This window comes from Marimonas arenosa (assembly GCF_030848945.1).
In the GTDB taxonomy this organism is placed as follows: Bacteria; Pseudomonadota; Alphaproteobacteria; order Rhodobacterales; family Rhodobacteraceae; genus Marimonas; species Marimonas arenosa.
This window is the reverse complement of record NZ_JANHAX010000007.1, coordinates 1-26,631: the sequence shown is the minus strand read 5'-3', so window position 1 is coordinate 26,631 and position 26,631 is coordinate 1. Positions and strand designations below refer to the sequence as shown.

At 63.9% G+C, this 26,631-nt stretch carries 21 protein-coding genes, 1 tRNA gene and 1 other RNA gene; 10 read left to right on the top strand and 13 right to left on the bottom strand.

The window, feature by feature from the left end:
• Nucleotides 1-2: 2 nt before the first annotated feature.
• A non-coding RNA gene (ssrS, locus tag NO357_RS21475) (6S RNA) lies at nt 3-159 on the top strand.
• Between the two features lie 67 nt (nt 160-226).
• Here ssrS and NO357_RS18790 read toward each other — a convergent pair.
• The 3 genes from NO357_RS18790 to NO357_RS18780 all read right to left on the bottom strand — a co-directional run bounded on the left by NO357_RS18790 (nt 227) and on the right by NO357_RS18780 (nt 3,315).
• Nucleotides 227-547, bottom strand: coding sequence for a hypothetical protein (locus NO357_RS18790; protein ID WP_306737284.1), 321 nt, complete (start codon nt 545-547; stop codon nt 227-229).
• 208 nt (nt 548-755) lie between these two features.
• Nucleotides 756-1,610: a 4-(cytidine 5'-diphospho)-2-C-methyl-D-erythritol kinase gene (locus NO357_RS18785; protein ID WP_306737283.1), complete on the bottom strand. Its 855-nt coding sequence runs from the start codon at nt 1,608-1,610 to the stop codon at nt 756-758.
• Nucleotides 1,603-3,315, bottom strand: a complete 1,713-nt coding sequence (locus tag NO357_RS18780) for a tetratricopeptide repeat protein (RefSeq protein ID WP_306737282.1) — start codon at nt 3,313-3,315, stop codon at nt 1,603-1,605. The genes NO357_RS18785 and NO357_RS18780 overlap by 8 nt, the downstream gene beginning before the upstream one ends.
• A 284-nt stretch (nt 3,316-3,599) precedes the next feature.
• Here NO357_RS18780 and NO357_RS18775 point away from each other — a divergent pair, with 284 nt between their 5' ends.
• The 6 genes from NO357_RS18775 to NO357_RS18750 all read left to right on the top strand — a co-directional run bounded on the left by NO357_RS18775 (nt 3,600) and on the right by NO357_RS18750 (nt 8,796).
• Entirely contained in the window at nt 3,600-4,532 is a 933-nt protein-coding gene (locus NO357_RS18775; RefSeq protein WP_306737280.1) for an aldo/keto reductase, read from the top strand.
• The gene (locus NO357_RS18770) at nt 4,529-5,602 is read left to right on the top strand and encodes an NAD(P)/FAD-dependent oxidoreductase (protein WP_306737278.1); all 1,074 of its coding nucleotides are present in this window, start codon (nt 4,529-4,531) and stop codon (nt 5,600-5,602) included. Before NO357_RS18775 ends, NO357_RS18770 begins: the two co-directional genes overlap by 4 nt.
• A 53-nt stretch (nt 5,603-5,655) precedes the next feature.
• The gene (locus NO357_RS18765) at nt 5,656-6,315 is read left to right on the top strand and encodes a DUF938 domain-containing protein (protein ID WP_306737277.1); all 660 of its coding nucleotides are present in this window, start codon (nt 5,656-5,658) and stop codon (nt 6,313-6,315) included.
• A gap of 74 nt (nt 6,316-6,389) precedes the next feature.
• A complete protein-coding gene (locus tag NO357_RS18760) occupies nt 6,390-6,827 on the top strand; it encodes an EF-hand domain-containing protein (protein ID WP_306737276.1) in 438 nt (145 codons plus the stop codon).
• A gap of 95 nt (nt 6,828-6,922) precedes the next feature.
• Nucleotides 6,923-7,744, top strand: a complete 822-nt coding sequence (locus NO357_RS18755) for a glycoside hydrolase family 25 protein (RefSeq protein WP_306737275.1) — start codon at nt 6,923-6,925, stop codon at nt 7,742-7,744.
• 158 nt (nt 7,745-7,902) lie between these two features.
• The gene (locus NO357_RS18750; protein ID WP_306737274.1) at nt 7,903-8,796 is read left to right on the top strand and encodes an SH3 domain-containing protein; all 894 of its coding nucleotides are present in this window, start codon (nt 7,903-7,905) and stop codon (nt 8,794-8,796) included.
• Between the two features lie 83 nt (nt 8,797-8,879).
• Here NO357_RS18750 and NO357_RS18745 read toward each other — a convergent pair whose 3' ends face one another.
• The 5 genes from NO357_RS18745 to NO357_RS18725 form a co-directional block, all read right to left on the bottom strand.
• The gene (locus NO357_RS18745; RefSeq protein WP_306737273.1) at nt 8,880-11,384 is read right to left on the bottom strand and encodes a GcvT family protein; all 2,505 of its coding nucleotides are present in this window, start codon (nt 11,382-11,384) and stop codon (nt 8,880-8,882) included.
• A gap of 187 nt (nt 11,385-11,571) precedes the next feature.
• On the bottom strand, nt 11,572-13,227 hold the full coding sequence (locus NO357_RS18740; protein WP_306737272.1) for a hypothetical protein: 1,656 nt from the start codon (nt 13,225-13,227) through the stop codon (nt 11,572-11,574).
• 91 nt (nt 13,228-13,318) lie between these two features.
• Nucleotides 13,319-13,846 carry a hypothetical protein gene (locus NO357_RS18735; RefSeq protein ID WP_306737271.1) on the bottom strand — a complete coding sequence of 176 codons (528 nt, stop codon included), beginning with the start codon at nt 13,844-13,846 and terminating at the stop codon, nt 13,319-13,321.
• Between the two features lie 255 nt (nt 13,847-14,101).
• On the bottom strand, nt 14,102-15,889 hold the full coding sequence (gene ggt, locus NO357_RS18730; protein WP_306737501.1) for a gamma-glutamyltransferase: 1,788 nt from the start codon (nt 15,887-15,889) through the stop codon (nt 14,102-14,104).
• Nucleotides 15,890-16,319: 430 nt separating this feature from the next.
• Nucleotides 16,320-17,306 (bottom strand): 2-hydroxyacid dehydrogenase, encoded by a 987-nt coding sequence (locus NO357_RS18725; RefSeq protein ID WP_306737270.1) that lies wholly within the window; start codon nt 17,304-17,306, stop codon nt 16,320-16,322.
• 111 nt (nt 17,307-17,417) lie between these two features.
• Here NO357_RS18725 and NO357_RS18720 point away from each other — a divergent pair, with 111 nt between their 5' ends.
• From NO357_RS18720 to NO357_RS18710, 3 genes are all read left to right on the top strand, one after another.
• On the top strand, nt 17,418-17,909 hold the full coding sequence (locus NO357_RS18720) for an SH3 domain-containing protein (protein ID WP_306737269.1): 492 nt from the start codon (nt 17,418-17,420) through the stop codon (nt 17,907-17,909).
• A gap of 59 nt (nt 17,910-17,968) precedes the next feature.
• Nucleotides 17,969-19,303 carry a mechanosensitive ion channel family protein gene (locus NO357_RS18715; RefSeq protein WP_306737268.1) on the top strand — a complete coding sequence of 445 codons (1,335 nt, stop codon included), beginning with the start codon at nt 17,969-17,971 and terminating at the stop codon, nt 19,301-19,303.
• A gap of 60 nt (nt 19,304-19,363) precedes the next feature.
• Nucleotides 19,364-19,438, top strand: a tRNA-Gln gene (locus tag NO357_RS18710).
• Nucleotides 19,439-19,612: 174 nt separating this feature from the next.
• Here NO357_RS18710 and NO357_RS18705 read toward each other — a convergent pair.
• From NO357_RS18705 to NO357_RS18685, 5 genes are all read right to left on the bottom strand, one after another.
• Nucleotides 19,613-21,241, bottom strand: coding sequence for a recombinase family protein (locus NO357_RS18705; protein ID WP_306737267.1), 1,629 nt, complete (start codon nt 21,239-21,241; stop codon nt 19,613-19,615).
• Nucleotides 21,241-21,714, bottom strand: coding sequence for a DUF2924 domain-containing protein (locus NO357_RS18700; RefSeq protein WP_306737266.1), 474 nt, complete (start codon nt 21,712-21,714; stop codon nt 21,241-21,243). Before NO357_RS18700 ends, NO357_RS18705 begins: the two co-directional genes overlap by 1 nt.
• Nucleotides 21,659-21,913, bottom strand: coding sequence for a DUF3489 domain-containing protein (locus tag NO357_RS18695; RefSeq protein WP_306737265.1), 255 nt, complete (start codon nt 21,911-21,913; stop codon nt 21,659-21,661). Before NO357_RS18695 ends, NO357_RS18700 begins: the two co-directional genes overlap by 56 nt.
• Nucleotides 21,914-22,223: 310 nt before the next feature.
• Nucleotides 22,224-22,685 carry a hypothetical protein gene (locus NO357_RS18690; protein WP_306737264.1) on the bottom strand — a complete coding sequence of 154 codons (462 nt, stop codon included), beginning with the start codon at nt 22,683-22,685 and terminating at the stop codon, nt 22,224-22,226.
• Between the two features lie 334 nt (nt 22,686-23,019).
• On the bottom strand, nt 23,020-26,631 hold a 3,612-nt coding region (locus tag NO357_RS18685; protein WP_306737263.1), incomplete at its 5' end, for a Hint domain-containing protein.

Sequence of the window (26,631 nt, the reverse complement as noted above, 5' to 3'; positions counted from 1 at the left end):
TGGCGGTTCTGCCCCTCTCGTGACACGGTTGCATTCCGGTGGCCTTAAATACTTCCGAGGGAGCTGGCTCTGTCGGGGTCGTGGCCTCGTTACCTGGCGCCCACCTGTGCAAACAGGTCCTCGGGAATGAGATAACCCCACGGTCCGGGTGGTTCCGCCGCTTCCCCCTCCCGCAAACGAAAACGCGCGCCCGAAAGAGCGCGCGATCGAGGTGTTGAGAACCGGTTCAGCGCCGTGGCTTGTGGGCGGCCACGCGCACCAGGGCCGGCTGCGGCGTCGGCGGTGCGACACGCTCGCGCAACCCGCCACCGGGGCCGTCGTCGTCATCGTCCTTCATCCGCATCACCGCGATGCCAAACTGCACGCCGGCGAAGATGATGCCGTTCGAGATCCACAGGATCAGCACCGCCAGCCAGCCCTTGTCGGAGTGACTGACCAGATGCCACAGATTCGCGATGTTGAAATACAGCAGCATCGCGACGAAGGCCGCGGCGATCGCGAAACCGATGGCGACATTGATGATATACATGCGGATCAGCTTGGGCATCTCGGGGTCTCCCTTTTGCTTGAATGAGAGAGTAACGCTTATGCCTGCGTCTTCAAGGGGGACGCGGGGGCGAGGTGCGAAATCCGGCGGATTTGACGCGGTTGTGCTCAAATCCTGGTCGGCTCTGGACAACCCGGCAAGGACGAGGCCGCGTGGGCATTCGACAATCCTGAGGCGAGCCGAGCGATCCGCCCCGACACGCGTGACCTCAGAACAGCCGCGTCGCAACGCTCCACCAAGCCGGCCGCGCAGCGCGGATCGCCCGTTCGGCCGCCTTCGCCTGATCGACGCCTTCGAACAGGGCGAAACAGGTCGCCCCCGAGCCGGACATCCGCGCCAGCAATGCCCCCGGCAGCACCGCCAACCGGTCCAACACCTCACCGATCACCGGCGCAATCTCGATTGCGGGCGCCTCGAGATCGTTGCGTTGCCGGGCGATCCAGCCCACCGCGTCCCGCACGGCATCAAACTCCGGGATCACTTCCGGCATCGGCGGGTGGGTCTTCGATGACAAGCCGGCGAAAACCGCCCCGGTCGGCACCGCGACCCGCGGATTGACCAGCAGGGCCGGCAGCACCGGCAGGTTCACCGGCGCCAAACGCTCGCCGATGCCGCGCATCCGCATCGCCCGGGCATGCAGGCAAACCGGCACATCGGCGCCCAGCACCTCCGATCCCGGCGGCACGGGCCGCCCGCTCCGTTCCGCCAGCAAGCGCAGCCCCGCCGCCGCATCCGACGATCCCCCGCCGATCCCGGCTGCTGCGGGCAGGTGTTTTTCCAGCGTGAAAGCGGCGCTCTCGCCCATCCACTCTGCGGCCCGCAGCACGAGGTTGCTTTCGTCGAACGGGACACCCTCGGCCATCGGCCCTGTCACAGAAAGCAACGGCCGCCCCGCCGCCGCAAGCTCCAGCCGATCTCCGATATCGGCGAAGGCCACCAGACTGTCGAGCTCGTGCAGTCCGTCCGCCCGCTGTGCCGTGACATGCAGCGTGAGATTGACTTTAGCGGGTGCAAACCCAGGCCCGAAACCGGGCGCGTGTCCCGGCCCGCCGGCGTCAGCCATCCTCGCCGGCCACCTTCAGCGGTGGCGCACCCTCTTCCGCCAGCACCTTATCGAGCCCGACCTCGATCTTGCGGCGGATGCGGTCGGGGTCTGCATCCTCGGCGGTATCGCCGTAATCGACGAAGCTCAGCGCCCGCTTCCACTGGAACTCGGCCTCGCGTGTGCGGCCCACGGCCCAGTAGACATCGCCGAGGTGGTCGTTGACGATGGGATCGACCGACATCAGTTCGGCGGCACGCTCCATGTGCTCGACCGCCTCTTCGTAGCGGCCCAACCGGTAGAGTGCCCAGCCCAGGCTATCGACGATATAGCCACTGTCGGGCCGCGCCGCGACGGCGCGCTCGATCAGCTCCAATGCCTCGTCGAGCTTGTCGCTCTTCTCGACCAGCGAATAACCGAGATAGTTGAGTACTTCCGGCCGGTCCGGATCGATTTCCAGCGCTTTACGGAAATCCGCCTCGGCCTTCGGCCAGTCCCCGGTGCGCTCATGGCAGATGCCACGGGCGTAGTAAACGAACCACTGGCCCGCCTCCTGCTCGGGATACAGCGTCAGCGCCCGGTCATAGGCCACGATCGCTTCGTCATAGCGGTTGAGCGTGCGCAGCAGATCGCCCAGCGTGTTGTGCACCACCGGCAACTCGCCATGGGACTTGGCCAGCTGCTCCAGCACCTCGATGGCAGCGTCGGGCTTGTCAGCCTTGCGCAGCGCATCGGCCCGGCCAAGCTCGGCGGCGTGATAGGCCGGATCGTCGCGTGGCACCTTGCGATAGGTCTGGGTGGCGAGATCAAACTGTTCCATGTCGTCGAGGATCTCGGCTGTCAGCAGGATCGCGTCGACATGACCGGGGCGGAGATACTCCGCCAGACGGGCGAACAGGATAGTGTCGGCGTCGCGCGCCTCCCCCTTGAGCGCGCCGGCCACGGAGTAAAGCACCTCGGCAATGCCGTCGCGGGCCGAGCCGACGATGTCGAAGGCCAGGGTCTCATCGGCTTTGAGCGCGTCACGCAGCGCCGTCAGTTCGGGATCCAGCGTGGCGCCGAAGCTCTGCTCCAGCACCTCGAGCGCAGTGTCGTTCTGCTCGAGCTGGCTCAACACCTCGATCCGCGCGATCACCCCGCGCCGGGTCTGCACCGCCGAGCCCGGCCCAGTGGCACCAAGGATCTCCTCGGCACTCTCGAAATCGCCGACCATGGCCAGCGCCAGCGCCTTGTGATAAAGCGCAAAGCCGCGCTGGCCGGGTTCCGCGGCGGCGGCATCGAACAGCACAATCGCCTCCGACATCGCCCCGTTGCCAATCTGCGCCCAGGCCGCGATCAGCCCGTCGACCAGCGGACCGATGCCGCGCTTGTCCTCGATCCGGGCGATCAGCTCGTCATAGCGCCCGTTCCAGGCCTCGTCGGCCAGCAGCACCATCTGGGAAAGCTGGCTTGTCAGTTCTTCCGTTTCCATCGCTGTGGCCACAGGCAAGGCGCGGTCGATCCGGCCCAGCGACAGAAACGCCAGCACCGTGGCCTCCATCAGCTGCGGGTTCGATGGGTCGCGGGCCAGCGCCTGGGTGTAATACTCGGCCGCGGCCTGGAAATCGCCGGAATAGCGCGCCTGCCGCCCGGCCAGATAGGGCCCGGCCAGGCCCTGGGCCGAAACCGGCGCCGGCGGAAACTGCATCGCGAGCGCCGCGATGACTGCTGTCAGTATGCGTTTCATGGGGCAATGCCTGCCTTTTCCTGCCGCGGTTCGAGCGCACAGGGTAGCGCAAACCGCCGCAAAGGCAATGCACTCTGCACAAACCTGCGGCGTTTGGCGGCGGTCGGCGGCAAGTCACGCTGCAACCGGTCTCAAAACCGGCTGAACGCGCAACGCTCAAGACGCGGGCCTCACGACCTGACACCCGGGCGCACGCCGCGCCGGCCCTGATCTCCGGACAAACCTCGCCTGCCTGGTCACGGACACTCTTTTCCCCGCCCGCGTGCCATGCAAATGTCGCGCCCATGACCAAGATCACCTCTCTCGACGGCAGCCCCATCAGCCGTTTCGCTTTCGGTACGATGCAGTTCGGCGGCAAAGCCGACGCCGCCGCCTCGGCCGCGATGTTCGAAGCCGCCTGCGCCGCCGGCCTCACCCATTTCGACACCGCCCATCTCTACACCGGCGGCCGCTCGGAAGAGATCCTCGGGGACCTCGCCGGACCGATGCGTGATCGTCTCGTGATCGCCACCAAGATCGGCTACCGTGACGGCACCGGCCCGGAACGGCTGCGCGCCGATTTCGACCTCTCCCGCAAACGGCTCGGCATGGAGGTGGTCGACATCCTCTATCTTCACCGCTTCGACGCCGAAACCCCGCTCGAAACCCAACTCGAAGTCCTGGCCGGACTGAAGGAAACCGGCGCAATTCGGTTCATCGGCGTGTCGAACTTTGCCGCTTGGCAGGTGATGAAGGCCCACGCCCTGCTGCGTGGCATGGGCCACGGCGTCGACATCATCCAGCCGATGTATTCGCTGGTGAAACGCCAGGCCGAGGTCGAACTCTTGCCGATGTGCGCCGCCGTAGGGATCGCCTGCGCACCCTATTCGCCGCTAGGTGGCGGGCTGCTGACCGGTAAATACGTTGCCGGCGGCACCGGGCGGCTGACCGAGGACGACCGCTATGTCGCCCGCTATGCCCCCGGTTTCATGCACGAAGCGGCGCAGCACGTGGCCCGGATCGCCGCTGAGCTTGGCACCCATCCTGCCACGCTGGCCGCCGCCTGGGCTGCCCGCCATCCCTCCCGCCCGATGCCGATCCTTTCCGCGTCGGCGCCGGATCAGCTCGCCCCGTCGCTCGCCGCAACGCGGTTCAAAATGGACCACGCGCTCTATGACCGTCTCGCCGCGCTTACGCCCACCCCGCCTCCCGCAACCGACCGGATCGAAGAACAATGAGCGATATCGTTATCATCGGCGGCGGCATCGCCGGGCTTTCCGCCGGCGCCCGCCTCGCCCCGCATGCCAGCGTCACCCTGCTCGAGGCCGAAGCCGCGCTCGGCTATCACGCCTCGGGCCGGTCCGCGGCGATGTTCGAGGCGCAGTACGGCCTGCCGACGACGATCCAGCTCAACCTGGCCAGCGCCGCGTTCCACCACGGCGAAAACGGCGGCTATACCTCGCCCCGCGGCATCCTGTTCGCCGCCCGCGTCCATGAGCGCGCGACGTTCGAGGCCGAAAACGCGGCGATGAAGATGGCGGAGATCAGCCCGGCCGAGGCCATCGCCCTTGTGCCGATCCTCAACCCCGACACCGTGGCCTTCGCCGCCTATCACCAAGCCGCCTATGACCTCGACACCGACCGGATGCTGCAGGATTTCGCCCGCACGATCCGCGGCCATGGCGGCACGATTCACCTGAACGCCCCGGTGACAGCCATCGAAAAGCCCGGCCGCTGGCAAATCACCGCCGGCAACGCGGTCCACCAGGCCGATGTCGTCGTTGATGCCGCCGGCGCCTGGGCCGACCAGGTGGCACGAATGGCCGGGATTGCGCCGCTGAGCCTTGTTCCCTGCCGTCGTTCAATGGCCCGCATTCCCGCGCCCGGCGGACATGACGTGGCCCGCTGGCCGATGTTCTTCGGCACCGGCGAACGCTGGTATGCCAAGCCCGATGCCGGTCAGCTCCTGGTCTCGCCCGCCGAGGAAGACCCGGTCGAGCCGACCGACGCCTGGGCCGACGACATGGTGTTGGCCGAGGGGCTGGCCCGCTACGAGGAGATGGTGACCGCGCCCGTCACCCGCATCACCGCCAACTGGGCCGGTCTCAGGACGTTCTCGCCCGACCGCGCGCTGGTGCTGGGGGCGGCGCCACAGGACCCCTCCTTCTTCTGGTCGGCGGGTCAGGGCGGCTACGGTTTCCAGACCGCCCCCGCCGCCAGCCAGTTGGTGGCCGACCTGATCCTCGGGCGTCCGCCCGCGCTCGACCCGCAACTGGCCGCCGCCCTTTCGCCGGCCCGTTTCGCTTGAGGCAACGGGCAGGTATCGAGTATTTTCAGCAAGATGAAGCCACGGAGCCTGCCATGCCCAAACGCCTGAACCTGCCCGACAGCGCCTCGGTCGCCACGCCGGGCGAGGATGGCCGCCTGCACGCGCCCTCGGCCGAGCGCAATGCCGGGCCGATCTGCGATCTGGTGGCGGCCCACGCCCCCGAGACGGGCACGGCGCTTGAGATCGCGTCAGGCACCGGCCAACACAGCGTGGCGCTTGCCCGCCGCTTGCCGGGTCTCGCCTGGCAGCCTTCGGACATCGACGCCGACCGCCGCGCCTCGGTCGATGCCTGGGCCCGCAGCGAGGGGCTCTCGAATGTCGCTCCGGCCATCCCGCTCGACGCCACCCACCCCGGATGGGCGGCCTCCCACGGCGGCCAGTCGCTGGTCTTCCTGTCCAATCTCCTGCATCTCATCTCCGAACCCGAGGCCAGAATTCTCATCTCCGAGGCAGCGCAGGCACTGGCGCCCGGCGGGATTTTGATCCTATACGGCCCCTTCCTGCGCGACGGCGAAACCACATCGGACGGCGATACGCGGTTTGACACCAGCCTGCGCGCTCAGGACCCCGAGATCGGCTACAAGGACGACTGGGACGTGATCGACTGGCTGCACGAGAATTTCCTCGAGCTGGTGCAGGTGGTGGAAATGCCGGCCAACAATCTCGGCTTCGTCGCCCGCCGCCCGGGCTGAGGCGGCAGCGACACGACGGAACAACCGCCCTCCACCGTACAACCCGCGTGACCCGATCAACAAAGGAGAAACCCATGATCCGCATCGCCTTGACCGTTGCCGTCATTTCCCTGGGCGTCATGGCCCAGGCACAACAAGGCCAGCCCGGCGCGCATTTCGTCGAGATGTGGGACCTCGACGGCGACGGCGCGGTCACCTTGGCAGAGGCCACCGAACGCCGCGGCGACATCTTTACCACCTTCGATGAAAACGAAGACGATATCCTGTCGGCCGGTGAACACGATCTGTTCGACGAGGCCCGCGCCGCCGACATGCAGGCCAACGGGCTGGGGCGGGGACAAGGGCGCAACAGCCCGGCGAATGGCATGCTCCGCGAAGTCACCGACGCCGATGGCGACGGTGCCGTCAGCCGCGACGAGTTCATGTCCGCCGTGCCGGGCTGGTTCGCCGGCCTGGACCGCGACAGCGACGGCGTTGTGACCCCGGCCGATTTCGTCCCGCGTGGCAACTGACCGCCAACCCGGCGCAACGATCGTGCGACGGGCTTGAAAGCCGCCCCGGCACCGGGGCAAGCTGCCGGCATGACCCTTGAGCCCCGGGAAGAGCCATGCTCACGCGCCGCACCCTCTGCCTGACGCTGTCCGGCCTCGCCCTGTCGGCCTGTGCGACCGGATCGCAGCGCACCGCGCCACCTCCAGCCGGCCCGGCGCCGGCATCCCTGGCCATGCCCGCGGTCATACGTCCCGACTTCGGCGACAGCGATCCGGTCGATTTCCCCGGCCGCAAACCGGCGCGTTACCCGGTCCACGGCATCGACGCCGCCCGCTTTCAGGACGCCGCAGACTGGCCCACCGCCCGCGCTGCCGGCGTCAACTTCGCCTTCCTCAAGGCTACCGAGGGCGGCGACCGCACCGACCCGATGTTCGACAGTCACTGGCGAGGCGCCCGCGCCGCGGGCATCCCGACCAGTGCCTACCATTTCTTCTATTTCTGCACCCCGGCCGAGGTGCAGGCGCGCTGGTTCATCCGCAACGTGCCGAAAACCCCCGGCATGTTGCCGCCGGTGCTCGATCTCGAATGGAACCCGTTTTCACCGACCTGCACGCACCGCCCCGAGGGCGCCGTGGTGCGCCGCGAAGCCCGCATCTTCCTTGCCGCGCTCGAGGCGCATTACGGCCAGCGCCCGGTGGTCTACACCACGCCCGAGTTCTACCGGCAGACCGGGATCGGCAAGCTCCGGGCGGTGGAGTTCTGGCTGCGCTCCACCGCCAAGCCGCTTTCCGAGGTTTATCCCGGCCAGCGCTGGCGCTTCTGGCAGTATTCCGGCACCGGCCTGGTGCCCGGCTTCCTGGACGAGGTCGATCTCAACCTGTTCAACGGTTCGGCGGCGGACTGGGCGGCATGGCTGACGGCGCGACGGGTGACTTGACAGCGGCCGACCTGCCCGACCGGTCGCCACCGCATAGGCCGATTTCAGCTTATTGACCTAGCGCAAGGCGGGCGCGACGCAATGGCTGGATAATTAAAGTGTGTTTGTTAACGGGTAGCCGGGCTGCCCGGCTCCCGGGGCATAGAGGGAGAAGATTCATGAACACATCGCGCATTCTTTGGGCCGCACTTTCTGCGGTCGTCATTTTTCTGGTTTCAACGGCGTCTGCTTGGGCAACTGAGGCCCGGGCGACAGCATGGGTCAATGTCCGCTCCGGTCCCGGCACCGGCTATTCCGTGGTCGATACCATGGCCGAAGGCGAAACCGGCAACATCACCGAATGCCGCTCGAACGGCTGGTGCTACGTGCAGCGTTCCGGCGCCGATGGCTGGGTCAGTTCCAGCTACCTGACCTCCACCGAAACCACCAGCGACCCCAACTGTCGCTTCCGCCTGGTGATCGGCTCGGGCGGACCACGCTTCGTGATCACCTGCGACGGCGGTGGCAGTGGCCCCGGTATCGAGGTCGGCACACCGGCACCCAACCGGGTCTGCTTCTTCGTGAACAACAACTATACCGGTGCCGCGTTCTGCCGCCAGCCGGGGCTCTACAATTCGATGCCCGCCGGCTTCAACAACAAGATCAGTTCGATCCGCCTGCACGGCAGCGCCAAGGTTCGGATCTGCGAATATCAGAACATGGGGCCGTTCTGCCGGGATCTGACCTCTAGCGATCCCAGCATCGGCTCGATGCTGAACAACCGGATGTCGTCCTTCCGGGTGCATCTCGGCGGGCTGCCGCCGCTGAAACAGGCCTGCCTGTTCGACGGCAACAACTTCTCCGGCCAGCATCTGTGCTACCGCGTCGGCACCCACTCGCTGCCGGCCGCGGCCCACAACAAGGCCAGTTCCGTTCGCCTGCACGCAGGCGCCCGGGCACGGCTGTCGAAAAGCCCGACCTACGGTGTTGGCGGAGCGTTTCCGGTGAACACCAGCATCCCGGTCCTGCCGGGATCCTGGAACAACCAGGTCAAGTCGATCCGGGTCGAATAAGGCTCTGAAACGAAATTGGCCGGGGAAATCCCCGGCCTATGCCTTTTCGTTGCTGCAGAGCTACGCGTCAGGGGAACAGGGCGCTACCCGTCGACCCGGATGTTTTCGTTCTTCGGATCGTAAGGGCTGTCCTCGACGATCTCGCAATCCCACAACCGGTTCTGCATCTTCACCTTCAGCGTCTGGCCGACCTTGGCCAGCTCCGGTGACACATACCCCATACCGATCGACTTGCCGAACACCACCGAATAGCCGCCCGAGGTCAGGCGCCCGACCTTGGTGCCGCCATCGTAGAGCGCCTCGCGGCCCCACGGGTCGGCGTCTTCGGGTCCGTCGATCAAAAGCGTCACGCATTTCGACCGGATCCCCTTGGCCTCCATCTCGGCCTTGCCGTGGAATTCCTTGGACAGGTCGATGAACCGCGGCAGGTCGGCCTCGGCAGGCGTGGCGTCGCGGCCCAGTTCGGTGCCGAAGGCGCGATAGGACTTCTCCTGCCGCAGCCAGTTCTGCGCCCGCGCGCCGACCAGCTTCATCCCGTGCCTTTCGCCCGCCTCCAGCAGCAGGTCCCACAGGTAATTCTGCATCTCGATCGGGTGATGCAGCTCCCAGCCCAGCTCGCCGGTATAGGCCACCCTGATGGCGCGCACCGGGCACATGCCCAGCTCGATATCGCGGGCGCTGAGCCACGGGAAACGCTTGTTCGACAGCGCTGTGTCGGGCTCGGCATCCTTGATCACCTCGCGCAACACGTCGCGCGATTTCGGCCCGGCAATGGCGAAAACGCCCCACTGGTTGGTCACGTCCTGGATCTCGACATAGCCAAACTCGCCAGCCTTGTTCTCGGCTGCCTTGCGCAGGTAATCGGCATCGTATTCGCTCCACGCGCCTGCCGAGACGAGGTAATACTCATCCTCGCCCCGCCGCACGATGGTGTATTCCGTGCGCGTCGTGCCCGCACCCGTCAGCGCGTAGGTCAGGTTGATCCGCCCGACGCGCGGTAGCTTGTTGCAGGTGAACCAGTCGAGGAACGCCGTCGCCCCCGGCCCCCTGACCACGTGCTTGGTAAAGGCGGTCGCGTCGATCAGGCCAACGCCCTCGCGGATCGCCTTGGCCTCGTCAACGGCATATTGCCACCAGCCGCCGCGGCGGAACGACCGCGCGTCATGGTCGAACCGCTCGGGCGCATCCAGCGGTCCGTAATAGTTCGGCCGCTCCCAACCGTTGACCTGACCGAACTGCGCGCCCTTGGCCTTCTGCCGGTCATAGGCCGGCGCGGTCCTGAGCGGCCGGCACGCTTCGCGCTCCTCATCCGGGTGGTGCAGGACATAGACGTGCTCGTAGCACTCCTCGTTCTTCTTGACCGCGTATTCGGTCGTCATCCAGTGCTGCGAATAGCGCTTGGGATCGAGGCTCGCCATGTCGATCTCGGCCTCGCCCTCGACCATCATCTGCGCCAGGTAATATCCCGTTCCCCCGGCAGCGGTGATCCCGAACGAGAAGCCTTCGGCCAGCCACATGTTGCGCAGCCCCGGCGCCGGGCCCACCAGCGGATTGCCGTCAGGCGTATAGCAGATCGGCCCGTTGAAATCGTCCTTCAACCCCACTTCTTCGGTCGAGGGGATCCGGTGGATCATGCTCATGTATTCCTCCTCGATCCGCTCCAGGTCGAGCGGGAAGAGATCGGCGCGGAAACTGTCGGGCACGCCATAGGCAAACCGCGCCGGCGCATTGCGCTCGTAAGGTCCGAGAATCCAGCCGCCGCGCTCCTCGCGGACATACCACTTGGCATCGGCATCGCGCAGAACCGGATGCTCGGCGCCGCCGTTCTTGCGGTATTCGACCAAGGCCGGGTCCGGCTCGGTCACGATAAACTGATGCTCGACCGGGATCGCCGGCATCTTGATCCCCAAAAGCTTCGCCGTGCGCTGCGCATGGTTGCCGGTCGCGGTGACGACGTGCTCAGCGCTGACCACCACCTGCTCGTCGCTGGGCACCAGGTTACCGCCCTTTTCTACCATCTTTGTCAGCGTCACGTCCCAGTGATCGCCCTTCCATTCATAGCCATCGGCCTGCCACTTGCGCTCGATCGTCACGCCGCGCTGGCGCGCGCCCTTGGCCATCGCCATGGTCACGTCGGCCGGGTTGATATAACCGTCGGTCGGGTGATAGAGCGCGCCTTTCAGGTCCTCGGTCCGCACCAGCGGCCAACGCTCCTTGATCTCCTTTGGGCTCAGAAACTCATATGGCACACCGCAGGTCTCAGCCGTCGTGGCATAGAGCTGATATTCGTCCATCCGGGCATCGGTCTGCGCCATGCGCAGGTTGCCGACCACGAAGAAGCCGGCATCGAGCCCGGTTTCCTCTTCCAGCGTCTTGTAAAACTCGACCGAATACTGGTGGATGTGGGTGGTGGCGTAGGACATGTTGAACAAGGGCAGCAGCCCCGCCGCGTGCCAGGTCGACCCGCTCGTCAGCTCGTCGCGCTCCAGCAGCATGACGTCGGACCACCCGGCCCTGGCCAGATGATAGGCAATCGAGGTGCCGACGGCACCGCCGCCGACGACAAGGGCTTTCACTTGGGTTTTCATGGGGAGGCCCCTCCGGGTCAGATGGTCGTTCCCTCGCTTTTAACGCACCCGGGATTTTCCGCACAGCCCAGCCGACCCTTGATCGCCTGAATCCGACCTAGGCCGCGCCCACCGGCTTCGCCGGCAGAAAAAACGCGGCCCGGCATCAGCCGAACCGCGTCTGGGATGTCGCGTCTCTGTTGCGCGATCACTTCTGATCCTTGGCCTCGCAGAACTTGCCGGCGCCACAGCCGCCACCGCTGCCCAGCCGCGTGCCGCCGCCGCTGCCCAGCCGCCGGATTTCGACCTTTTCGCGCGATTGCCGGACCGTGCCCGATTTTTCGCCACCTCCGAAAAGCCCGCGCAGGCCGCTCATGAAACCACCAGATTCTTCGTTTTTCTGAACCGCTGGTTCATTGCTGCGCGGTTGGGGTCCCGCATTGTCTTGCTCCACCATTCGGGCAATCGAAGACATGCTGGCGATCGTCGCATCGGCTTGCGAGCCGTTCATACCCAGCGCCTTGGCGACCTTTTTCGCGTCGGCCTTTCTTCCTTCAAGCGACCCCGGTGCGTTCGACCCGGCGCCCTGCGACGCGCCGTCACCTGGACTGTCGACACTCTCAAGCACCCCCAGTTCGGCGGCCAGCGCCGCCGACATCTTCGGCATTTCCGGCATCGGGCTGTCCTCTTCGGCATCGGGCAACTGCGCCTGGTTCTGTGCCACCGCCACACCGAAGCTCTGGCCGACCTCGCCCAGCGCGGCATAGCCGTCACGGCCTTCCATCAGGTCGCGCATCGCCTGACGATAGCCGGCCCGGATCAGCGTCTCCATGTTCACCGCCTTGCCGCCGGTCAGATCGGTCACCCCGTCCACGCCCGCACCATAGCCCTGTGCCAGCGTGTTGATCATCAGCGCCCCGCCATTGATATTCTGCACCCGGTATTGCGCCTCCTGCGCCAGCAGCGTTTCGAACTCCTGGCGCAGACTCAGCATCGCCTCGGCGAGCTTTTCCTGTTCCGTGCCCGGCGGCGGGGTCATGCCGTTGCCGACACTGGCCATCGGGGTCCTGAGCAAAGCATTCAGCCCGTCATAGTCGATCGCTTCGAGGATCTCGCGGGTCGACGCGGTCGAGGCGTTGGCGTGCACCCGGATACGCAGTTCCTGGCCAAAGCCGATCCGGCCATTCAGGATTCGGTAATGGTTGGGATGCTGCCCGTCGGAGTTCAGCGCCTCGGTAAAGCCCACCCCGCCGATCACGGCAAACCCCCGGTCGCTCCCCTCCAGGCCGCCGAACGACGCATCGATGGTGGCCGCGACATTGCCGACTAGGGAATTGAGCCCCGGCGCCTTGTGGGTCTTGATCTCGACGAACACGGACTCGTCGCCACGCTCGTAGACCCAGCTGCGGGTGGCCACCTCTTCCCGGATGTCGGCGGCGCTGCGCTGCCCCATCAGGTTGGCGATGCCAGCTCCGGCCTTGCTGCCGCCTCCGTCTGGGCCAGTGAGCATCTTGGCTGCCGCCAGATAGTTGGCGTCGCCATGCGTGCCCATTTTCTTCATCCGCCGTGCCGGCAGGATGGCAGTGTTGTCGCCTTCGTCGAAACCGCGCCGCACCCAGCCAGCCGGCGCGTCCGGCAGGAACGGCTTGCCGCCCTCTTTCCAGGCCTTCTTGCGGTTGGATTCGGCCAGCTTCGCCATCTTCTCGGCTTTCGCGCCGTCGATGCGCGCACTGATCGTGGCGACGTAGTCGCCTGGACCCATCTGGCCGAGCGACAGCCCCGCCTTGGTGCTCTGCTGGTGGTAATCCACACCGAGCCCGACCACGCCAAGCACCGCCACGAAACCGATTGCATAGGAATTCATGCCCCGACTCTCCGAACCTGTTTACTGTCTGGAAACAGACTGCCCCTGAAATCAGGCATAACTTTGCAACCAACGCGGTAATTTCTGGCGCTCAACGCCGCGCCAGGTCGATCCGCGCCAGGAAGGCCTCGACCTCCTCCAATGGCGTGTTGCTGATCAGTTCGATCACCATCCCGCCCGGCGCATCGGCCCGGTAGAAATCATAGGGCATCAGCGCCTCGGTCTCGGGCAAGGCCCGCACCCGGCGTCGGAAGATCAAATCGCCGGCGACGATTTCCGCCTCGTGCGGCATCTCCGCACCATGCGCCAGCGCCGTAACCGCCAACGCCGCCTTGCCCGGCGCGAACACGCGCGGCGGCCGCCGCAGTCCCAGCACGATGCGCTGGTCGCCCTTGGCATAGACCTGCGCCAGCTGGTCGCCGCCGCCCGCGGTATAGAAGCCGAACCGCTCCAGATCGCCACCGGCGCGCAGCCGCGCCGTCCGGCCCAGTTCGTGTGCCCCTTGCACCACCGCTTCGCCCTCTCCGCGCAGGTAATCGCGCCGCACCCAGCCCTGCGGGACCGGCGGCAGCTGGTGGCGAAGAAACCCCCGCGGATCGGCACTTTTCGCGCCCGTCATGACCGCCATATCGTTGCTGAAATCCCGCAACCCATAGCTCCGCTGGCCCGTGCTCATCACCAGGAACAGGATCGCGATAAAAAGAAGAAAAACTGATGCAAGGACGAACAGAAAAGCAGTTGGACTGCGCCGGAAGAGAAAAATGTCAAAGACGAACGTGAACGGAAACATCGGCTGACTCGCATGGTGGTGATTCAGACTGCCACCGCAAACCGCCGATTTCTTGAAAGCTTCAGGGCAGGATCAAGGCGCGGCTCACTCGCCCAGCGCCACCCCTTCGCGCCGCGGATCGGCGCCGCCTTGCAGCCCGTCGGCGGTGATTTCGATTGCGTGCAGGCCTGAATTGAGCCCCCGGGTGCGGATCTCGTAGCCCAGCGCCCCAAGCGGGCCCGCGAGCGCTTCGGCCGCCGTACCCGCCTCGAGATCATAGGCTCCAAAGCGGTTGACCAGGTGCGGCAGCGCCACGGCCTGCTGCACATCCATCCCCCAGTCGGCCCAGGCGATGATCGTCTTGGCGACATAGCCGATGATCCGGCTGCCCCCGGGACTGCCGACCACCAGAACCGGCTTGCCATCCTCCAGCACAATGGTCGGCGCCATCGACGAACGCGGCCGTTTGCCAGGCTCGACCCGGTTGGCCACCGGCACACCGTCGCGATGGCTGCGGAACGAGAAATCGGTGAGTTCATTGTTCAGCAGGAATCCCCGTACCATCAGCCGCGAGCCAAAGGCGTTTTCGATGGTGGTCGTCATCGCCAGGGCGTTGCCGTCGCGGTCGACGATCGAGATATGCGAGGTCGACGGCAGCTCGATCGTGGTGTCATCGGCCCAATTGAGCGCATGGTCGAACTCGGGCTTGCCCGGCGCCACTTCGGGCAGGGCATCATCGCCCGCCAGCAGCGCCCCCCGCCCGGCCAGATAGTCCGGTGCGAGCAACCCCGCCACCGGCACCGGCACATAGTCACTGTCGGCCATGTAACGGCCGCGGTCGGCAAAGGCCAGCCGGCTGGCATCGCCGATCAGGCGCCAGGCTTCGGCGCTGTCGGGGCCCAACGCGGCCAGGTCATAGGCCGCCAACATCCCCAGGATCTGGCCCACGGTCAGCCCGCCCGAGCTCGGTGGTCCCATGCCGCAGACCTGCAAGGCCCGATAGGGCGCACAGACCGCGTCGCGCTCCCGGACCTGGTAAAGCATCATGTCGATTTCGGTCAGCAGGCCCGGATTGCCGTCGGCGCCCTGCACCTTGGCGACGATGTCACGCGCAATCTGTCCGGAATAGAACTGGCCCACCCCTTGCCCGGCCATGGCCCGCAGAGTCTCGGCGTAGGCGGGGTTCCTCAGCAGATATCCCTCGGCCACGGCGACACCGTCCGGCAGGAAATAGCGCCGCGTCTCCGGATCGCGCGCCAGCCGCTCGCGGTCGGCGTTGACCATCGCCGCCAACCGGGCCGAGACCGGGAATCCCTCCTCGGCCAGCCGTATCGCCTCAACAAAAAGACCCGCCCAATCCATCCGCCCCCAGTTTGCGTGCGCCTTCTGCATCAGCGCCGGCGTGCCCGGTACCCCCACCGAGCGCCCCCCCACCACGGCATCGAAGAACTTGAGCGGTGCGCCGGCCTCGTCCTGAAACAGCGTCGGTCCGGCGGCAAGCGGCGCGGTCTCGCGTCCGTCCAGCGTGGTCAGCGTGCCGCGTTCGGCATCGTACCAAACCAGGAAGGCGCCGCCGCCAAGCCCCGAGCTCTGCGGCTCGACCAGTCCCAGCACCAGTTGGACCGCCACCATTGCGTCCGCGGCGCTGCCGCCCTCGGCCAGCACCCGTGCGCCCGCAGCCACGGCATGCGGGTTGGCGGCCGCGATCATCCAGGTCTCGGAACGCACCGGCCGGCCGGCTGCCTTGAGTGACTGCGCCTCGGCCAGCGCCGGACCGTCCAGCTCGGTGCCCAGCGCCGTCGCCGTCTCCGGCGCCACGCGGTCGGCAGCCTCCTGGGCCGAACCCCGGGGCGCGAAACTGCCCCAGAACACCGCCGCAAGTATGAAAATCATCCGAACCCCGGCCATGACGCCTCCTCTCCATCCGCATCATCATGCGCGAGAACCCGGCCCCTTGGCAATTCGCCGCTCCGTCTCCTTGTGCGAGCATGCCGGGATACGCGGTGCAGGGACTTCATCGGGGACGCTGCAATCATCGCCCCATTGGCGTGATGCCGACATTCGGGTTGCCGGGGTGTGCGAGAACCTGGCCGGGCCGGCAGCGCGCCGTGGGCTCCCGCTTATCCGTGAGAACCGGGGGTCGCATCGGACTCGAAAAAGCGGCGGACCGTCCCGGAACAGGTTCGGACTCCGCACGGCCCGTTAACCTCGCCCCTTGCTAATTTCCTACCCCACCGCGCGCCAGACAGGGTGCCAGCCAGCCTGCCAGCCAGGCTGCCATACCAACGATTTCGGCCGCACGGTGGCGTTAACCCCTGCCGGGTCAGAGCATTGCCGGGATCACCTGGTCGGGCGGACGGTGGCCGTCGTCGAAGGTCTTGATGTTGATGATCACCTTCTCACCCATCTCGACGCGGCCTTCCTGAGTGGCGCTGCCCATGTGCGGTGTCAGTACCACCCCCGGCAGTTCGCGCAGCCTTGGATTGACCTCGGCACCATGCTCGAACACGTCGAGCCCGGCACCGCCCAACGCGCCCGCCTCGAGCTGCCGCACCAGCGCATTCTCGTCGATCACCTCGCCCCGCGAGGTGTTGACGAGAACCGCATCTTTCTTCAACAGTTTCAAGCGCCTGGCATTCATCAGGTGGAAGGTCGAGGGGGTGTGCGGGCAGTTGATCGAGATCACGTCCATCCGTGCGACCATCTGGTCGAGGCTTTCCCAATAGGTCGCTTCGAAGGCGGCCTCGGTCTCCTCGCGCAGCCGGTGGCGGTTGTGATAGTGGATCTGCATCCCGAAGGCGCGGGCGCGGCGTGCCACGGCCTGGCCGATCCGGCCCATGCCGAGGATCCCCAGTCGCTTGCCGTGCATCCGCGTGCCGAGCAGCGCGGTCGGCGCCCAGCCGGTCCAGTCCCCCGCCTTCATCCGCTCCAGCCCTTCCGGAATCCGCCGTGTCACCGCCAGCATCAGCGCCAGCGCCATGTCGGCGGTATCGTCGGCCGACACGCCCGGTGTGTTGCTGACCAGAATGCCCCGCTGCCGCGCCGTGGAGACGTCGATATGATCGACACCTGAACCGTAATTCGCGATGAGTTTCAATTGGTTGCCAGCCTGCCCCAGAAGCCCCGCATCGATCTCGTCGGTGATCGTCGGCACCAGAACGTCGGCCCGCCCGACCGCCTCGACCATCTCGGCCCGGGTCATTGGAGTGTCGTCCTCGCGCAAGCTCACGTCGAAGAGCTCCTTCATCCTTGTCTCGACCACATCGGGCAAGCGTCGCGTTACGACAACACTCAGGCGTTTCGTGGGCATGGGCTCCTCCGGCTGCTTCCATCGGCTGCGTCTTACTGGCAAAGTGACGGATAGTCAGCCGGGGCACAAGAACCTCTTGGCATTTCCTTTGGGGCAAAACGGGCAGAAGCGATGAGACGCTTCCTTTTGACGGCAGTCGTGATGCTGAGCGTGGCGCAATCCGCCGCCGCGATGGAACGCGGCAGCGTCACCAACCTGCCGATTCCACGTTATGTTTCGGTCAAGACCGAGGAATGCAACGTCCGCCGCGGACCATCGCTCACCCACCGGATCGACTGGGTGTTCCAGCGCAAGGGCATGCCGGTCGAGGTTACTGCCGAACACGGCCACTGGCGCCGCGTGAGCGACCGCGATGGCGCCGGCGGCTGGGTGCATTACTCGCTCCTGTCGGGTGCGCGTACGGTGATCGTCGACCAGGACATGCTCGCCCTGCATCTCGGCCCTGATCCCGAAACCCCGGTCAATGCCCGGCTCGAACTCGGCGTCATCGCCCGACTCGGCGAGTGCCTGACGAACTGGTGCCGCCTGTCGGCCGGGGGCTACCGCGGCTGGGCACCGAAATCGGCCCTTTGGGGAGTAAACGCCGATGAAATTCGCGATTGAGCCATCCCTGCGGTATCGCTAACCTGACGTCGGGAACGGGGGGTTAGTCAAATTTTAAGATGATCAGACTTATTTTCGCCGTCACTGTCGTGCTCTCCCTGCTCTCGGCGCCGCTGGCCGCGCAGTCTCCTGACCAGCCGTCAGGCACCATCGCGGTTGAGGACAGTGCCACCAAGGACGCCGCGATCGCCGTGCGCATCCGCGACATCCTGGCCGAACTGGGCGGTTACGAAGATGTCACCGTCACGGTGAGTTCCGGCATCGTCACGCTGCGCGGCACCACGCTCGACCACGCCACCGCCACGCGATTGAATGAAATCGCCGGCCGGGTCGAGGGCGTCGTGGCGATCGAAAACGAGGTGACCGAGACCACCGATGTTGTCAAACGCCTCAACCCGGCGATCGAGCGGTTCTGGGCCCGAACCAAGCAGATGCTGGCCTATCTGCCGCTCCTGGCCGTGGCGGTGTTCGCATTCGCAGTGGTGGTGGCGTTCGGCTTCTTCCTCGCCCGGCGTCGTCGCCCGTGGGACGACATCGCCCCCAACGCCTTCATAGCCGATCTCTACCGCCAGCTGGTGCGCATCGCCAGCGTGCTGGCCGGGCTCGTCGTGGCCCTCGACGTGCTCGGCGCCATGGCGCTCCTGTCGACCATCCTCGGCGCCGCCGGGATCATCGGCCTCGCCATCGGCTTCGCGGTGCGCGACACGGTCGAAAACTTCATCGCTTCGATCATGCTGTCGATCCGCCAGCCCTTCCGGCCAAACGACTCGATCGAAATCGCTGGCGACGAGGGCAAGGTGATCCGCCTCACCTCACGCGCCACCATCCTTCTGAACTGGGACGGCAACCATGTCCGCATTCCCAATTCTACCGTATTCAAGTCGCGCATCCTCAACTATTCGCGCAACCCCGAGCGGCGCTTCAAGTACCAGGTCTCGGCCGCCTATGGCACTGACCTCGCCTTCGCCTTGCAGCTCGCGCACGACACCGTTGCCGCCCTGCCCTTCGTGCTTGACAGCCCGGCGGTGAATGTCTGGATCGACGAACTCGGCGGCAGCGACATCACGCTCACAGTCACCGGCTGGATCAACCAGCAGGACACCTCGATCCTGCAGGCCCGCTCCGAGGCGATCCGCCAGACCCTGCTGGCCTTCGAGGCCGCCGGAATCGAGATGCCCGAACCGACCTACCGCATCCTGACCAGCCCGCTGGAAACCGCCGCGCCTGCCGGCCCCACCGCCCCCGAGCCGTCCTTGCCCGAGGTCCCTGTCCCCGAACCGGCACTCAATGTCGAGGCGACGGCGGAGCTCGAATTGGAACGTATCGTTGCCCAGGAACGCGAAGAGACCAAAGACGACGATCTGCTCAACCGTGAAGGCGCTGTACACGAGTAAAAAATTTGAAACTCGGCTCTTGCAAGCGGCGTCACCACCGCGTAATTAGCGCGTCACCGTTGGGGTGTAGCCAAGTGGTAAGGCAGCGGTTTTTGGTACCGTGTATCGTAGGTTCGAATCCTACCACCCCAGCCACACACTTGCCTAATTTCAGCCGTTGAGAGTTTGCTGCGCAAATGTCGCGTGTTTCGGGGCGCTTGGCGTGCGGTGCTTTCAACAGAGACGCAGTTCAGAGCACATCCAGAGCCAATTTCGGGGCGCAGTCTCTGTCTGCGATTCCGACGGTACGAGTTTGGGGAGATTGTGATTTCAGAGCGCTACAAACTGCTCGCGTTGTGCTGACCAGATCGCTGGGAAACGGGTCTTAATCAGATAGTCGGTGGTCAGACCAGCAGCTTGTTCGCCCTGAACGATGGCACCAAGAACATCAGGGGCGAGCAACGCCAGGTTGGTCACATCCTGAACCCGGCGCTTTGAAACGCCCTCGGCCTTTGCAATCTCCGAGAAGGTATTGCCCGCAACAACCATCGCCAGCCAGCGGCGGCCCTTCATGACGTTCTGTACCAGGGTTCGATCGATCTCCGGTGGCGCCTCCCCCAAGTGCAGTTTCAGTTCCACGCCGCGCCGGCGCATCTGGAAGGGTGCTTCGATCCTCAGCTCCGCCTGATTGATCTGTTCCGATTGGCAGCCTGTCTGTTTTGCGAGAACGGCTGCGTCCAATTGAACGGTAATTGAACCCGGCTGCAGATCAGCTCGTTCGACCAGCGCGAGGCATGCTTGCGCCTGCTTCAAATCTCTCAATTTCTCACCCGCCGAGGCAATCTCCGCCGCCGGCGCATTCTGCAACATCAACACTGTTGCATCAGGCCGTCCCAGATGCTTCGTGATCAGTTCAACCAGTAGACCCTCCACCTGCTCTGCAGGCAGCCGCCAGGCGTCCGGATGTTTCCGACTGCGATCTTTGACCAACCTACTGGAAATGTAGTAGCGCAGGCGCTTGCCATTTTTTCGGCTATGGCTGGGCGTCAGGCGGTCGCCGGTTTCGTCAAAGAGCCTACCTGCAAGGGGCGATCCTTTGGCTTTCTTTGTCGAACCTCGTGCGGTGGACGCCCTGCCCTGCAGCATATCCTGAACCGTTTCCCAAATCGCAGGATCGATGATTGCAGGATGCTGCCCGTCATAGACCTGCTGTTTGTGACGGATCCGTCCGGCGTAGACCGGGTTGCTCAGGAGGTGCTGGAGGTGACCGCGATCGAAGTGCTTTCCGCCTGATATCCGACCACCCGCTCGTTCACGGCGTCGAGACCTCAGGTCGAGTTGCTCTACTCGTTCTTTCACCTCTCGCAGAGACCCATGTTCCAGATAGAGGCCGTAGAGCGTCCGGATCGTTTCAGCCTCGGACTCGTCGATTTTCAGCGACCGGCCATCTGGCTGATAGCCAATTGGAACGCTCCCGCCCATCCACATGCCTTTGCGTTTCGAGGCTGCGATCTTATCGCGGATGCGCTCTGCCGTGACCTCACGCTCGAACTGGGCAAAGCTGAGCAGCATGTTGAGGGTCAGGCGCCCCATGCTGGTGGCCGTATTGAAGCTCTGCGTTACGGACACGAATGATGTCTCAGCAGCGTCCAGACGGTCGACCAGCTTGGCGAAGTCAGCCAGAGAGCGCGTCAGGCGGTCGATCTTGTAGACAACGATCTGGTCCACGCGTTTCTCATCCACCGCCTGCATCAGTCGCTGAAGTGCCGGGCGATCAAGGTGACCGCCCGATATGCCGCCGTCGTCATAATGGTCCGGCAGCAGCTCCCAGCCTTCGTGTTTCTGGCTGGCAATGTAAGCTTCGCAGGCCTCTCGCTGAGCATCCAGAGAGTTGAAGTCCTGCTCGAGGCCATCTTCCGAGCTCTTGCGGGTATAGATGGCACAGCGGATCCGTCGCATCACTGTACCCCGAAAAAGCGCGGTCCGGACCACCGGGCGCCGGTGATGTGTCGGGCAATGGCGGACAAGGACCGCCAGGTCCTGCCATCCATCACATAACCACCCTCCAACACTTCGACCTGATAGGTTCGACCGTTCCATTCCCGAACCAGATGCGATCCCGGCTTGGCTGCCAAGGGCGGTGCTTTGCCTGATGCGATCTGCTTCAGTCGGCGCTCCGTCTTCGCCGGTAGCCCACCCAGCATCCGGGTCTGCAGCTCCCAGATCAGCACCCGTTTCATGAACTGAGGCGACAGATATTTCGGCGGAGGCCGGCCGAACGCTTCACGCCAGCGATCAAGGCATTCGCGTCGCTCCAACCGGTCGATTTCTGTGAGAGCCTGCTCCAGGTCGGAAGTAATTGCTGAGACCATGATCTCAGCCCTCCCCGGCGATGCGATAAACGGCCCCTTTGTCCATATCGCTTCGCTCAATCATGGTACCAGCTTTGCGAAGCATCGATATTGCAGCCCGCGCCGAATGCGGTTGCCAGCCAAAAGCCTTTTGAATCTGCGCGATCGAGGCGCCGGATTTGCGGTTCAGCAGCCTGGCCAGTTGTTCCTGCCGCGTGGGCTTTGCACTGACCGCTTTAACTGCCGCGACTTCGGGCTTCTGTTCTTTCCTGGTCGTCATTCTTCTCTCCACTCTTAGGACGAAGGCCAATCCCTCCCCCTGTACTGAGTGGAGCCCGGCGATCCCGGGCGACCTTGAGGGTGCGGACACTACCGCTCCATGACGCTCTGAAGTCCAGTCGTTTCTGAGAAAAGGGCGGAGACCGGCCGTTCGCTGCGCGCGCAAAGCGAGCCCATGTAAAGTTTGAGAGCGGTCATTCGGGCCAGGGAAACCGGACAGAAGCAGTCAGATGCCAGTTCTGAGCCCAGAGCGGACTAAGACGGACAAGCGACATGAAACCCATCACTTATCGTTTCAGGAAAAGACACTTTCACTTCGTTGCTTCGATTATCGTGAACTCAACAGACGATGGCATGCATTGCTCAAGTAGAAGAAAAGCGCCTCGAATTATGGATTCTGCATCCTGCAAAACACGCCCTTGAATGGCTTTTCCAAACTCAGAAATTAGTGTCACAGCTCTCACCGAACGACATGCCATGTCCATTTTGCCCACCTGCGCTCTATCAAAGAAAACTTTGAAACCCGTTGTTTCTCTGTTTTCGCAAAATACAGAAAAATTCGCGCCTTCATCACGCAGCATTATAGAATCTCCAAGGATAAGGTCGTCAGCGCTAACGAGTCTTTCACGGTAGGCAATTCCGTGCGTTACCGAAATTGACTTTAATGGGACAAGGTAACCTGGTCGAAGTTGCTGATCAGAACTGCCAGAAAGATCAGAAGGCGATCCGTGTTCCGAAGGCAAGTTGAAAACTTCGGAGAGCTCTGTCTGCATCGAATTGTTCCCAAAGCTGCGTTTTTCTGTTTTCATAAGCAAGAGCGGACTGCGTTACGAGCCTCTCAATTATGGCACCAGATGGTGGCATTTTTTTGGTAACCATCTATCATTAAACAACAAAAGTATGGTTTTTTTGGGGGCGTGCGGGAAACTCATGGGGAAGGAAACATCGAAAAGTTGTGCTTTCAGCCTGAGATTTGGAGACAATCTGGTATGCAGTTAATCTCCAAGAGATTCTCGTCCAACTAGGCGCCCTCTAACTTACCTTTCCTAAAGTCGGAACAATTTTTTTCACAGGCGCTGGTTCAGGTCAGCTGTTGAACTTGCCGACTCAAGCGGCAATCGAGATCCTGGCGGATTTGAGTGCAAATATCTCGCTTACCAGTGCACGCGACTCGTATGCTTTCAGACAGAGCCGGGCAGTCGGGCCGTGAGCGGAAATGTCTTCGCAAAGTACAGGATAAGCTGCGAAAAGTTCCACGCGCGCCTCCGGCACTAGTGCCTTGAGCCCCTGTTCGGCGGCATGGAAGCTTTCACAGGGCGCACCTTCGGCATAGATCACCTGGTGGCGGTCGAACATCAGGTGGATATAGGTGACCATCTCGGCCGGGGCCCGTTCGGCGCCTTTACAGTCGAGCAAGTGCCTGGCGGCAACGAACACTTCGCGTTCGGCAAAGAGCAATTCTGCGCGCCAGTCCTCAATCAGCATGCGATGCTGCGGTGACACGGTGAGCCGCCGACGCGCGCCTGTGATCGTCGGGTCGAGCCGGACCGGGGCATATTTGCCGATACCGGGCACGGTGCTGTTACCGACCCAGCCCAACGGCTGCGGGCCATCGTCGCGTGTCAGCACCAGATCGCCGGGACGCAGGGTTTCCACCGCGCGTTCGCCATCTGGCGTGGCAATCATCGTACCGGGGGTAAAGCAGATGATGTTTTCGATGTTGGTAAACGTCACCACCGTGCCGTCGAGCAGAGTGACCGAACCATCAAACGCATCCGGATCGCCAGCAGCGGGAGTGAAGGAAAGCGTGGTGCGGTCAGCGATGCCATTCAGGTCGAGCGTATCGCCACCAAGCTCTGATGTGGTGCCGCCGTCGATCGTGATGGCGCTGGCACCAGTTTCTCCAAGGTCGGAGAGAATGAACAAATCGTCGCCGTCTTCGCCGTAGACGGTGTCGCCTTCGGCCGCAAAGATGACGTCGTTGCCATCGCCACCAAGAACGTAGTCAGCGCCGAGCCCGCCTAAAAGCGTGTCGTCTCCAACTTCACCGTAAATCGAGTCGAGACCGTCCCCGCCCGATAAGAAGTCGTTGTCATCACCTCCGAATACGACGTCATTTCCAAAAGTGCCAACAAAGGTGTCGTTGCCTGCGCCAGCGTGAACAACCGTACCTGAGTTCGACGCTGAGGCGTCCACACTGTCATTGCCGCCAGACAGGTAGATTTGCTCAATCTCGGCAAAATCCACACTATTGGTTCCGGAGGTCACGTCGCCGGCTTCGTCACCGGTGAAAAGCACGCTGATATTCCCGGTCACACCGGAGAAATCCATAACGTCTCCGTTGGTTTCTCCGCTCTCGCCACCAGTCAGGAAATCGTTACCGAACTCGTCACCGAAGAAGAACAGCGCGTCACCGCCACCATCGATCAGAGTGTCGTCGCCGGCGCCGCCGACGATGGTGTCGTTGTCGCTCGAGCCACCGCCAGAGATCGAGTCGTTCCCGTCTCCACCGTCAAGATAAGCTGATCCCAAGCCCGCGGCGATTGTGTCATTGCCGTCCTCGCCGAAGACTTGGTCGCTGCCGCCGGAAGGCAGCAGATAGTCGTCACCGGTCCCGCCAAAAAGCGTGTCTGCACCGCTGCCGCCATTCAGGACGTCATTGCCTGCGCCGCCATAAAACAGGTTGGCATCCGCGGTGAATTGGGCGTGCACCGTGTCGTCACCCTCACCGGCAAATACCGTGTCGTTGCCCGCGCCCGTGGCGATGTAATCGTCGTTCGACCCGTCGGAATGGTCGTTGTTGTCGACCATGTCGCCCTCGGGGTCGCCCGCGTAAGCCGCGTCGATCAGATCGCTTCCGGCGGTGCCTTCCACGGTGAAATCACCGGCTGCGGGCGGAACTCCCAAGGCCTCCAGTTGCGCGAAACTCTGCACTTCGGCGACGGTCACCCCTACTAACGTGACGCTCTCACCACCTGGGAAGGTCAGAGTCGCATCGCCCGTACCGTCTCCATTTGTATCGGTTACAACCACATCCTCGACCGACACCGGGTTGCCACTGGCATCCGTCAAGCCCGACACGTCCAACTCATCCTGTGCGGTATAGGTGCCATCGCCGTTGTCGATAGGCGCCTCGAAAGACGAGATCACGTCGTTGCCGCCGCCATCTTTGAGAACCAGAAGGTCGGCGACGCCATCGGCCGCGCCCAGATCGATCTGGTCGCTCCCGTCACCGCCAATAACCGTATCCGCCCCGCTGCCCGCGTCTATCGTGTCGTTGCCGGTGCCCCCGACAACCGAATCTGCGCCCGCACCACCAACAAGAGAGTCGTCGCCCGCTCCACCATCGATCGTGTCGTTATCGGCACCGCCGTCAATTGTGTCGTTGCCGGTACCCCCGGCGAGAGAGTCTGCCCCTGCCGCACCGATAATTGAGTCGTTGTCTGCACCCCCATCAACCGTGTCATTGCCTGCGCCAGCATCAATGGTATCGTTGCCGTCACCGCCGGTAATGCTGTCATCTCCGGTCACCGGAGGCGTGAAGTCCTCGGTCAGCACCAACTCGGAAAACCCGGAGTGCGAGTCCTGAGACACGATCTGGATGTGGGTCGCGTTGATCGGGAGAATCAGTTCAATATTGGCGTCGGATGGGCCTGAATAGATCAGTATGCCTTGCCCGTTGGTAACGGTGTTCTCGTACCCGACGCCGCCACCGCTGCCTGACAGCAGGTCACCGTTCGGATCGGTCGAACCATAGCTGACGTAAACGTTGACGATGCCATCCTCGACACTGGTCCCTTCGACCAAGGTGATCGATGTGCCGGCTTCGAGTTCCTGACCAAAGGAATACTCGACGATGTCTCCGGCATGCCACCGGGCTTCGGTGCCTTCATTCCCGTCGATAAGCAACATAGGGTCGTTGGCGGTGCCAAGCCCCTGTTCCCCGAAATGGTTCGCCTGGCCACCTGTGATGTCTTGGGCGTAGCTGTATTGAACCGTCTCCGACAAAGGCGTGCGCGGCTCCTCGCCATCTCCATAGATGACGTCATCACCGCTACCGCCGTCGATGGTGTCGTTATTGTCGCCGCCGAGGATGGTATCATTGCCCAAGCCGCCAGCGACGGTATCACTGCCGCCGCCGGCATCAAATTCGTTGGCTGACGCATCACCGGTCAGACTGTCATTGAAATCAGTCGCTTTGACGCCTTCGATTCCGGAAAGGACATCGCCTTCGGCGTCGCCGCCGCTGGCTGTGCCAGCGTTGAGGTCCACTGTCACCGCCGAAGCCGACGCGGAATAATCCGCCACGTCAGTGCCGGCGCCGCCCTCAAGCGTGTCCGACCCTGTACTGCCGATCAGCGTGTCATCGCCTGCTCCGCCGGACAATAGGTTGTCATTGCCGTCGCCTACGATCGAGTCATTGTAGTCCGATCCGATAACGTTTTCGAAATTTGAAACACTATCGCTATTGGCATCGCCACCGCTGCCCACCCCAAGTTGCAGACTGACGAAAATCGCGGACGAGCTATCGCTGTAGTCAATCGTATCGTTGCCTGCGCCGCCATCAAGCACGTCGCCGCCAGCGCCACCGACAACCAGATTATCGCTGCCATCGCCGGTGATGGTGTCGGCGAAGTCTGACCCGGTGACGTTCTCGATCGAGATGTACCGGTCGCCGTTGGCGTCGCCGCCCGAGCCTTGGCCGCTGACGAGGTTGAC

Bases quoted from the DNA above. Each gene is read 5' to 3' on its own strand.
- ggt (WP_306737501.1), bottom strand. From the start codon at position 15,889: ATGATTTTCATACTTGCGGCGGTGTTCTGGGGCAGTTTCGCGCCCCGG.
- NO357_RS18740 (WP_306737272.1), bottom strand. From the start codon at position 13,227: ATGAATTCCTATGCAATCGGTTTCGTGGCGGTGCTTGGCGTGGTCGGG.
- NO357_RS18750 (WP_306737274.1), top strand. From the start codon at position 7,903: ATGAACACATCGCGCATTCTTTGGGCCGCACTTTCTGCGGTCGTCATT.
- NO357_RS18695 (WP_306737265.1), bottom strand. From the start codon at position 21,913: ATGACGACCAGGAAAGAACAGAAGCCCGAAGTCGCGGCAGTTAAAGCG.
- NO357_RS18745 (WP_306737273.1), bottom strand. From the start codon at position 11,384: ATGAAAACCCAAGTGAAAGCCCTTGTCGTCGGCGGCGGTGCCGTCGGC.
- NO357_RS18765 (WP_306737277.1), top strand. From the start codon at position 5,656: ATGCCCAAACGCCTGAACCTGCCCGACAGCGCCTCGGTCGCCACGCCG.
- NO357_RS18735 (WP_306737271.1), bottom strand. From the start codon at position 13,846: ATGACGGGCGCGAAAAGTGCCGATCCGCGGGGGTTTCTTCGCCACCAG.
- NO357_RS18780 (WP_306737282.1), bottom strand. From the start codon at position 3,315: ATGAAACGCATACTGACAGCAGTCATCGCGGCGCTCGCGATGCAGTTT.
- NO357_RS18725 (WP_306737270.1), bottom strand. From the start codon at position 17,306: ATGCCCACGAAACGCCTGAGTGTTGTCGTAACGCGACGCTTGCCCGAT.
- NO357_RS18720 (WP_306737269.1), top strand. From the start codon at position 17,418: ATGAGACGCTTCCTTTTGACGGCAGTCGTGATGCTGAGCGTGGCGCAA.
- NO357_RS18790 (WP_306737284.1), bottom strand. From the start codon at position 547: ATGCCCAAGCTGATCCGCATGTATATCATCAATGTCGCCATCGGTTTC.
- NO357_RS18690 (WP_306737264.1), bottom strand. From the start codon at position 22,685: ATGCAGACAGAGCTCTCCGAAGTTTTCAACTTGCCTTCGGAACACGGA.
- NO357_RS18785 (WP_306737283.1), bottom strand. From the start codon at position 1,610: ATGGCTGACGCCGGCGGGCCGGGACACGCGCCCGGTTTCGGGCCTGGG.
- NO357_RS18705 (WP_306737267.1), bottom strand. From the start codon at position 21,241: ATGCGACGGATCCGCTGTGCCATCTATACCCGCAAGAGCTCGGAAGAT.
- NO357_RS18770 (WP_306737278.1), top strand. From the start codon at position 4,529: ATGAGCGATATCGTTATCATCGGCGGCGGCATCGCCGGGCTTTCCGCC.
- NO357_RS18715 (WP_306737268.1), top strand. From the start codon at position 17,969: ATGATCAGACTTATTTTCGCCGTCACTGTCGTGCTCTCCCTGCTCTCG.
- NO357_RS18755 (WP_306737275.1), top strand. From the start codon at position 6,923: ATGCTCACGCGCCGCACCCTCTGCCTGACGCTGTCCGGCCTCGCCCTG.
- NO357_RS18760 (WP_306737276.1), top strand. From the start codon at position 6,390: ATGATCCGCATCGCCTTGACCGTTGCCGTCATTTCCCTGGGCGTCATG.
- NO357_RS18775 (WP_306737280.1), top strand. From the start codon at position 3,600: ATGACCAAGATCACCTCTCTCGACGGCAGCCCCATCAGCCGTTTCGCT.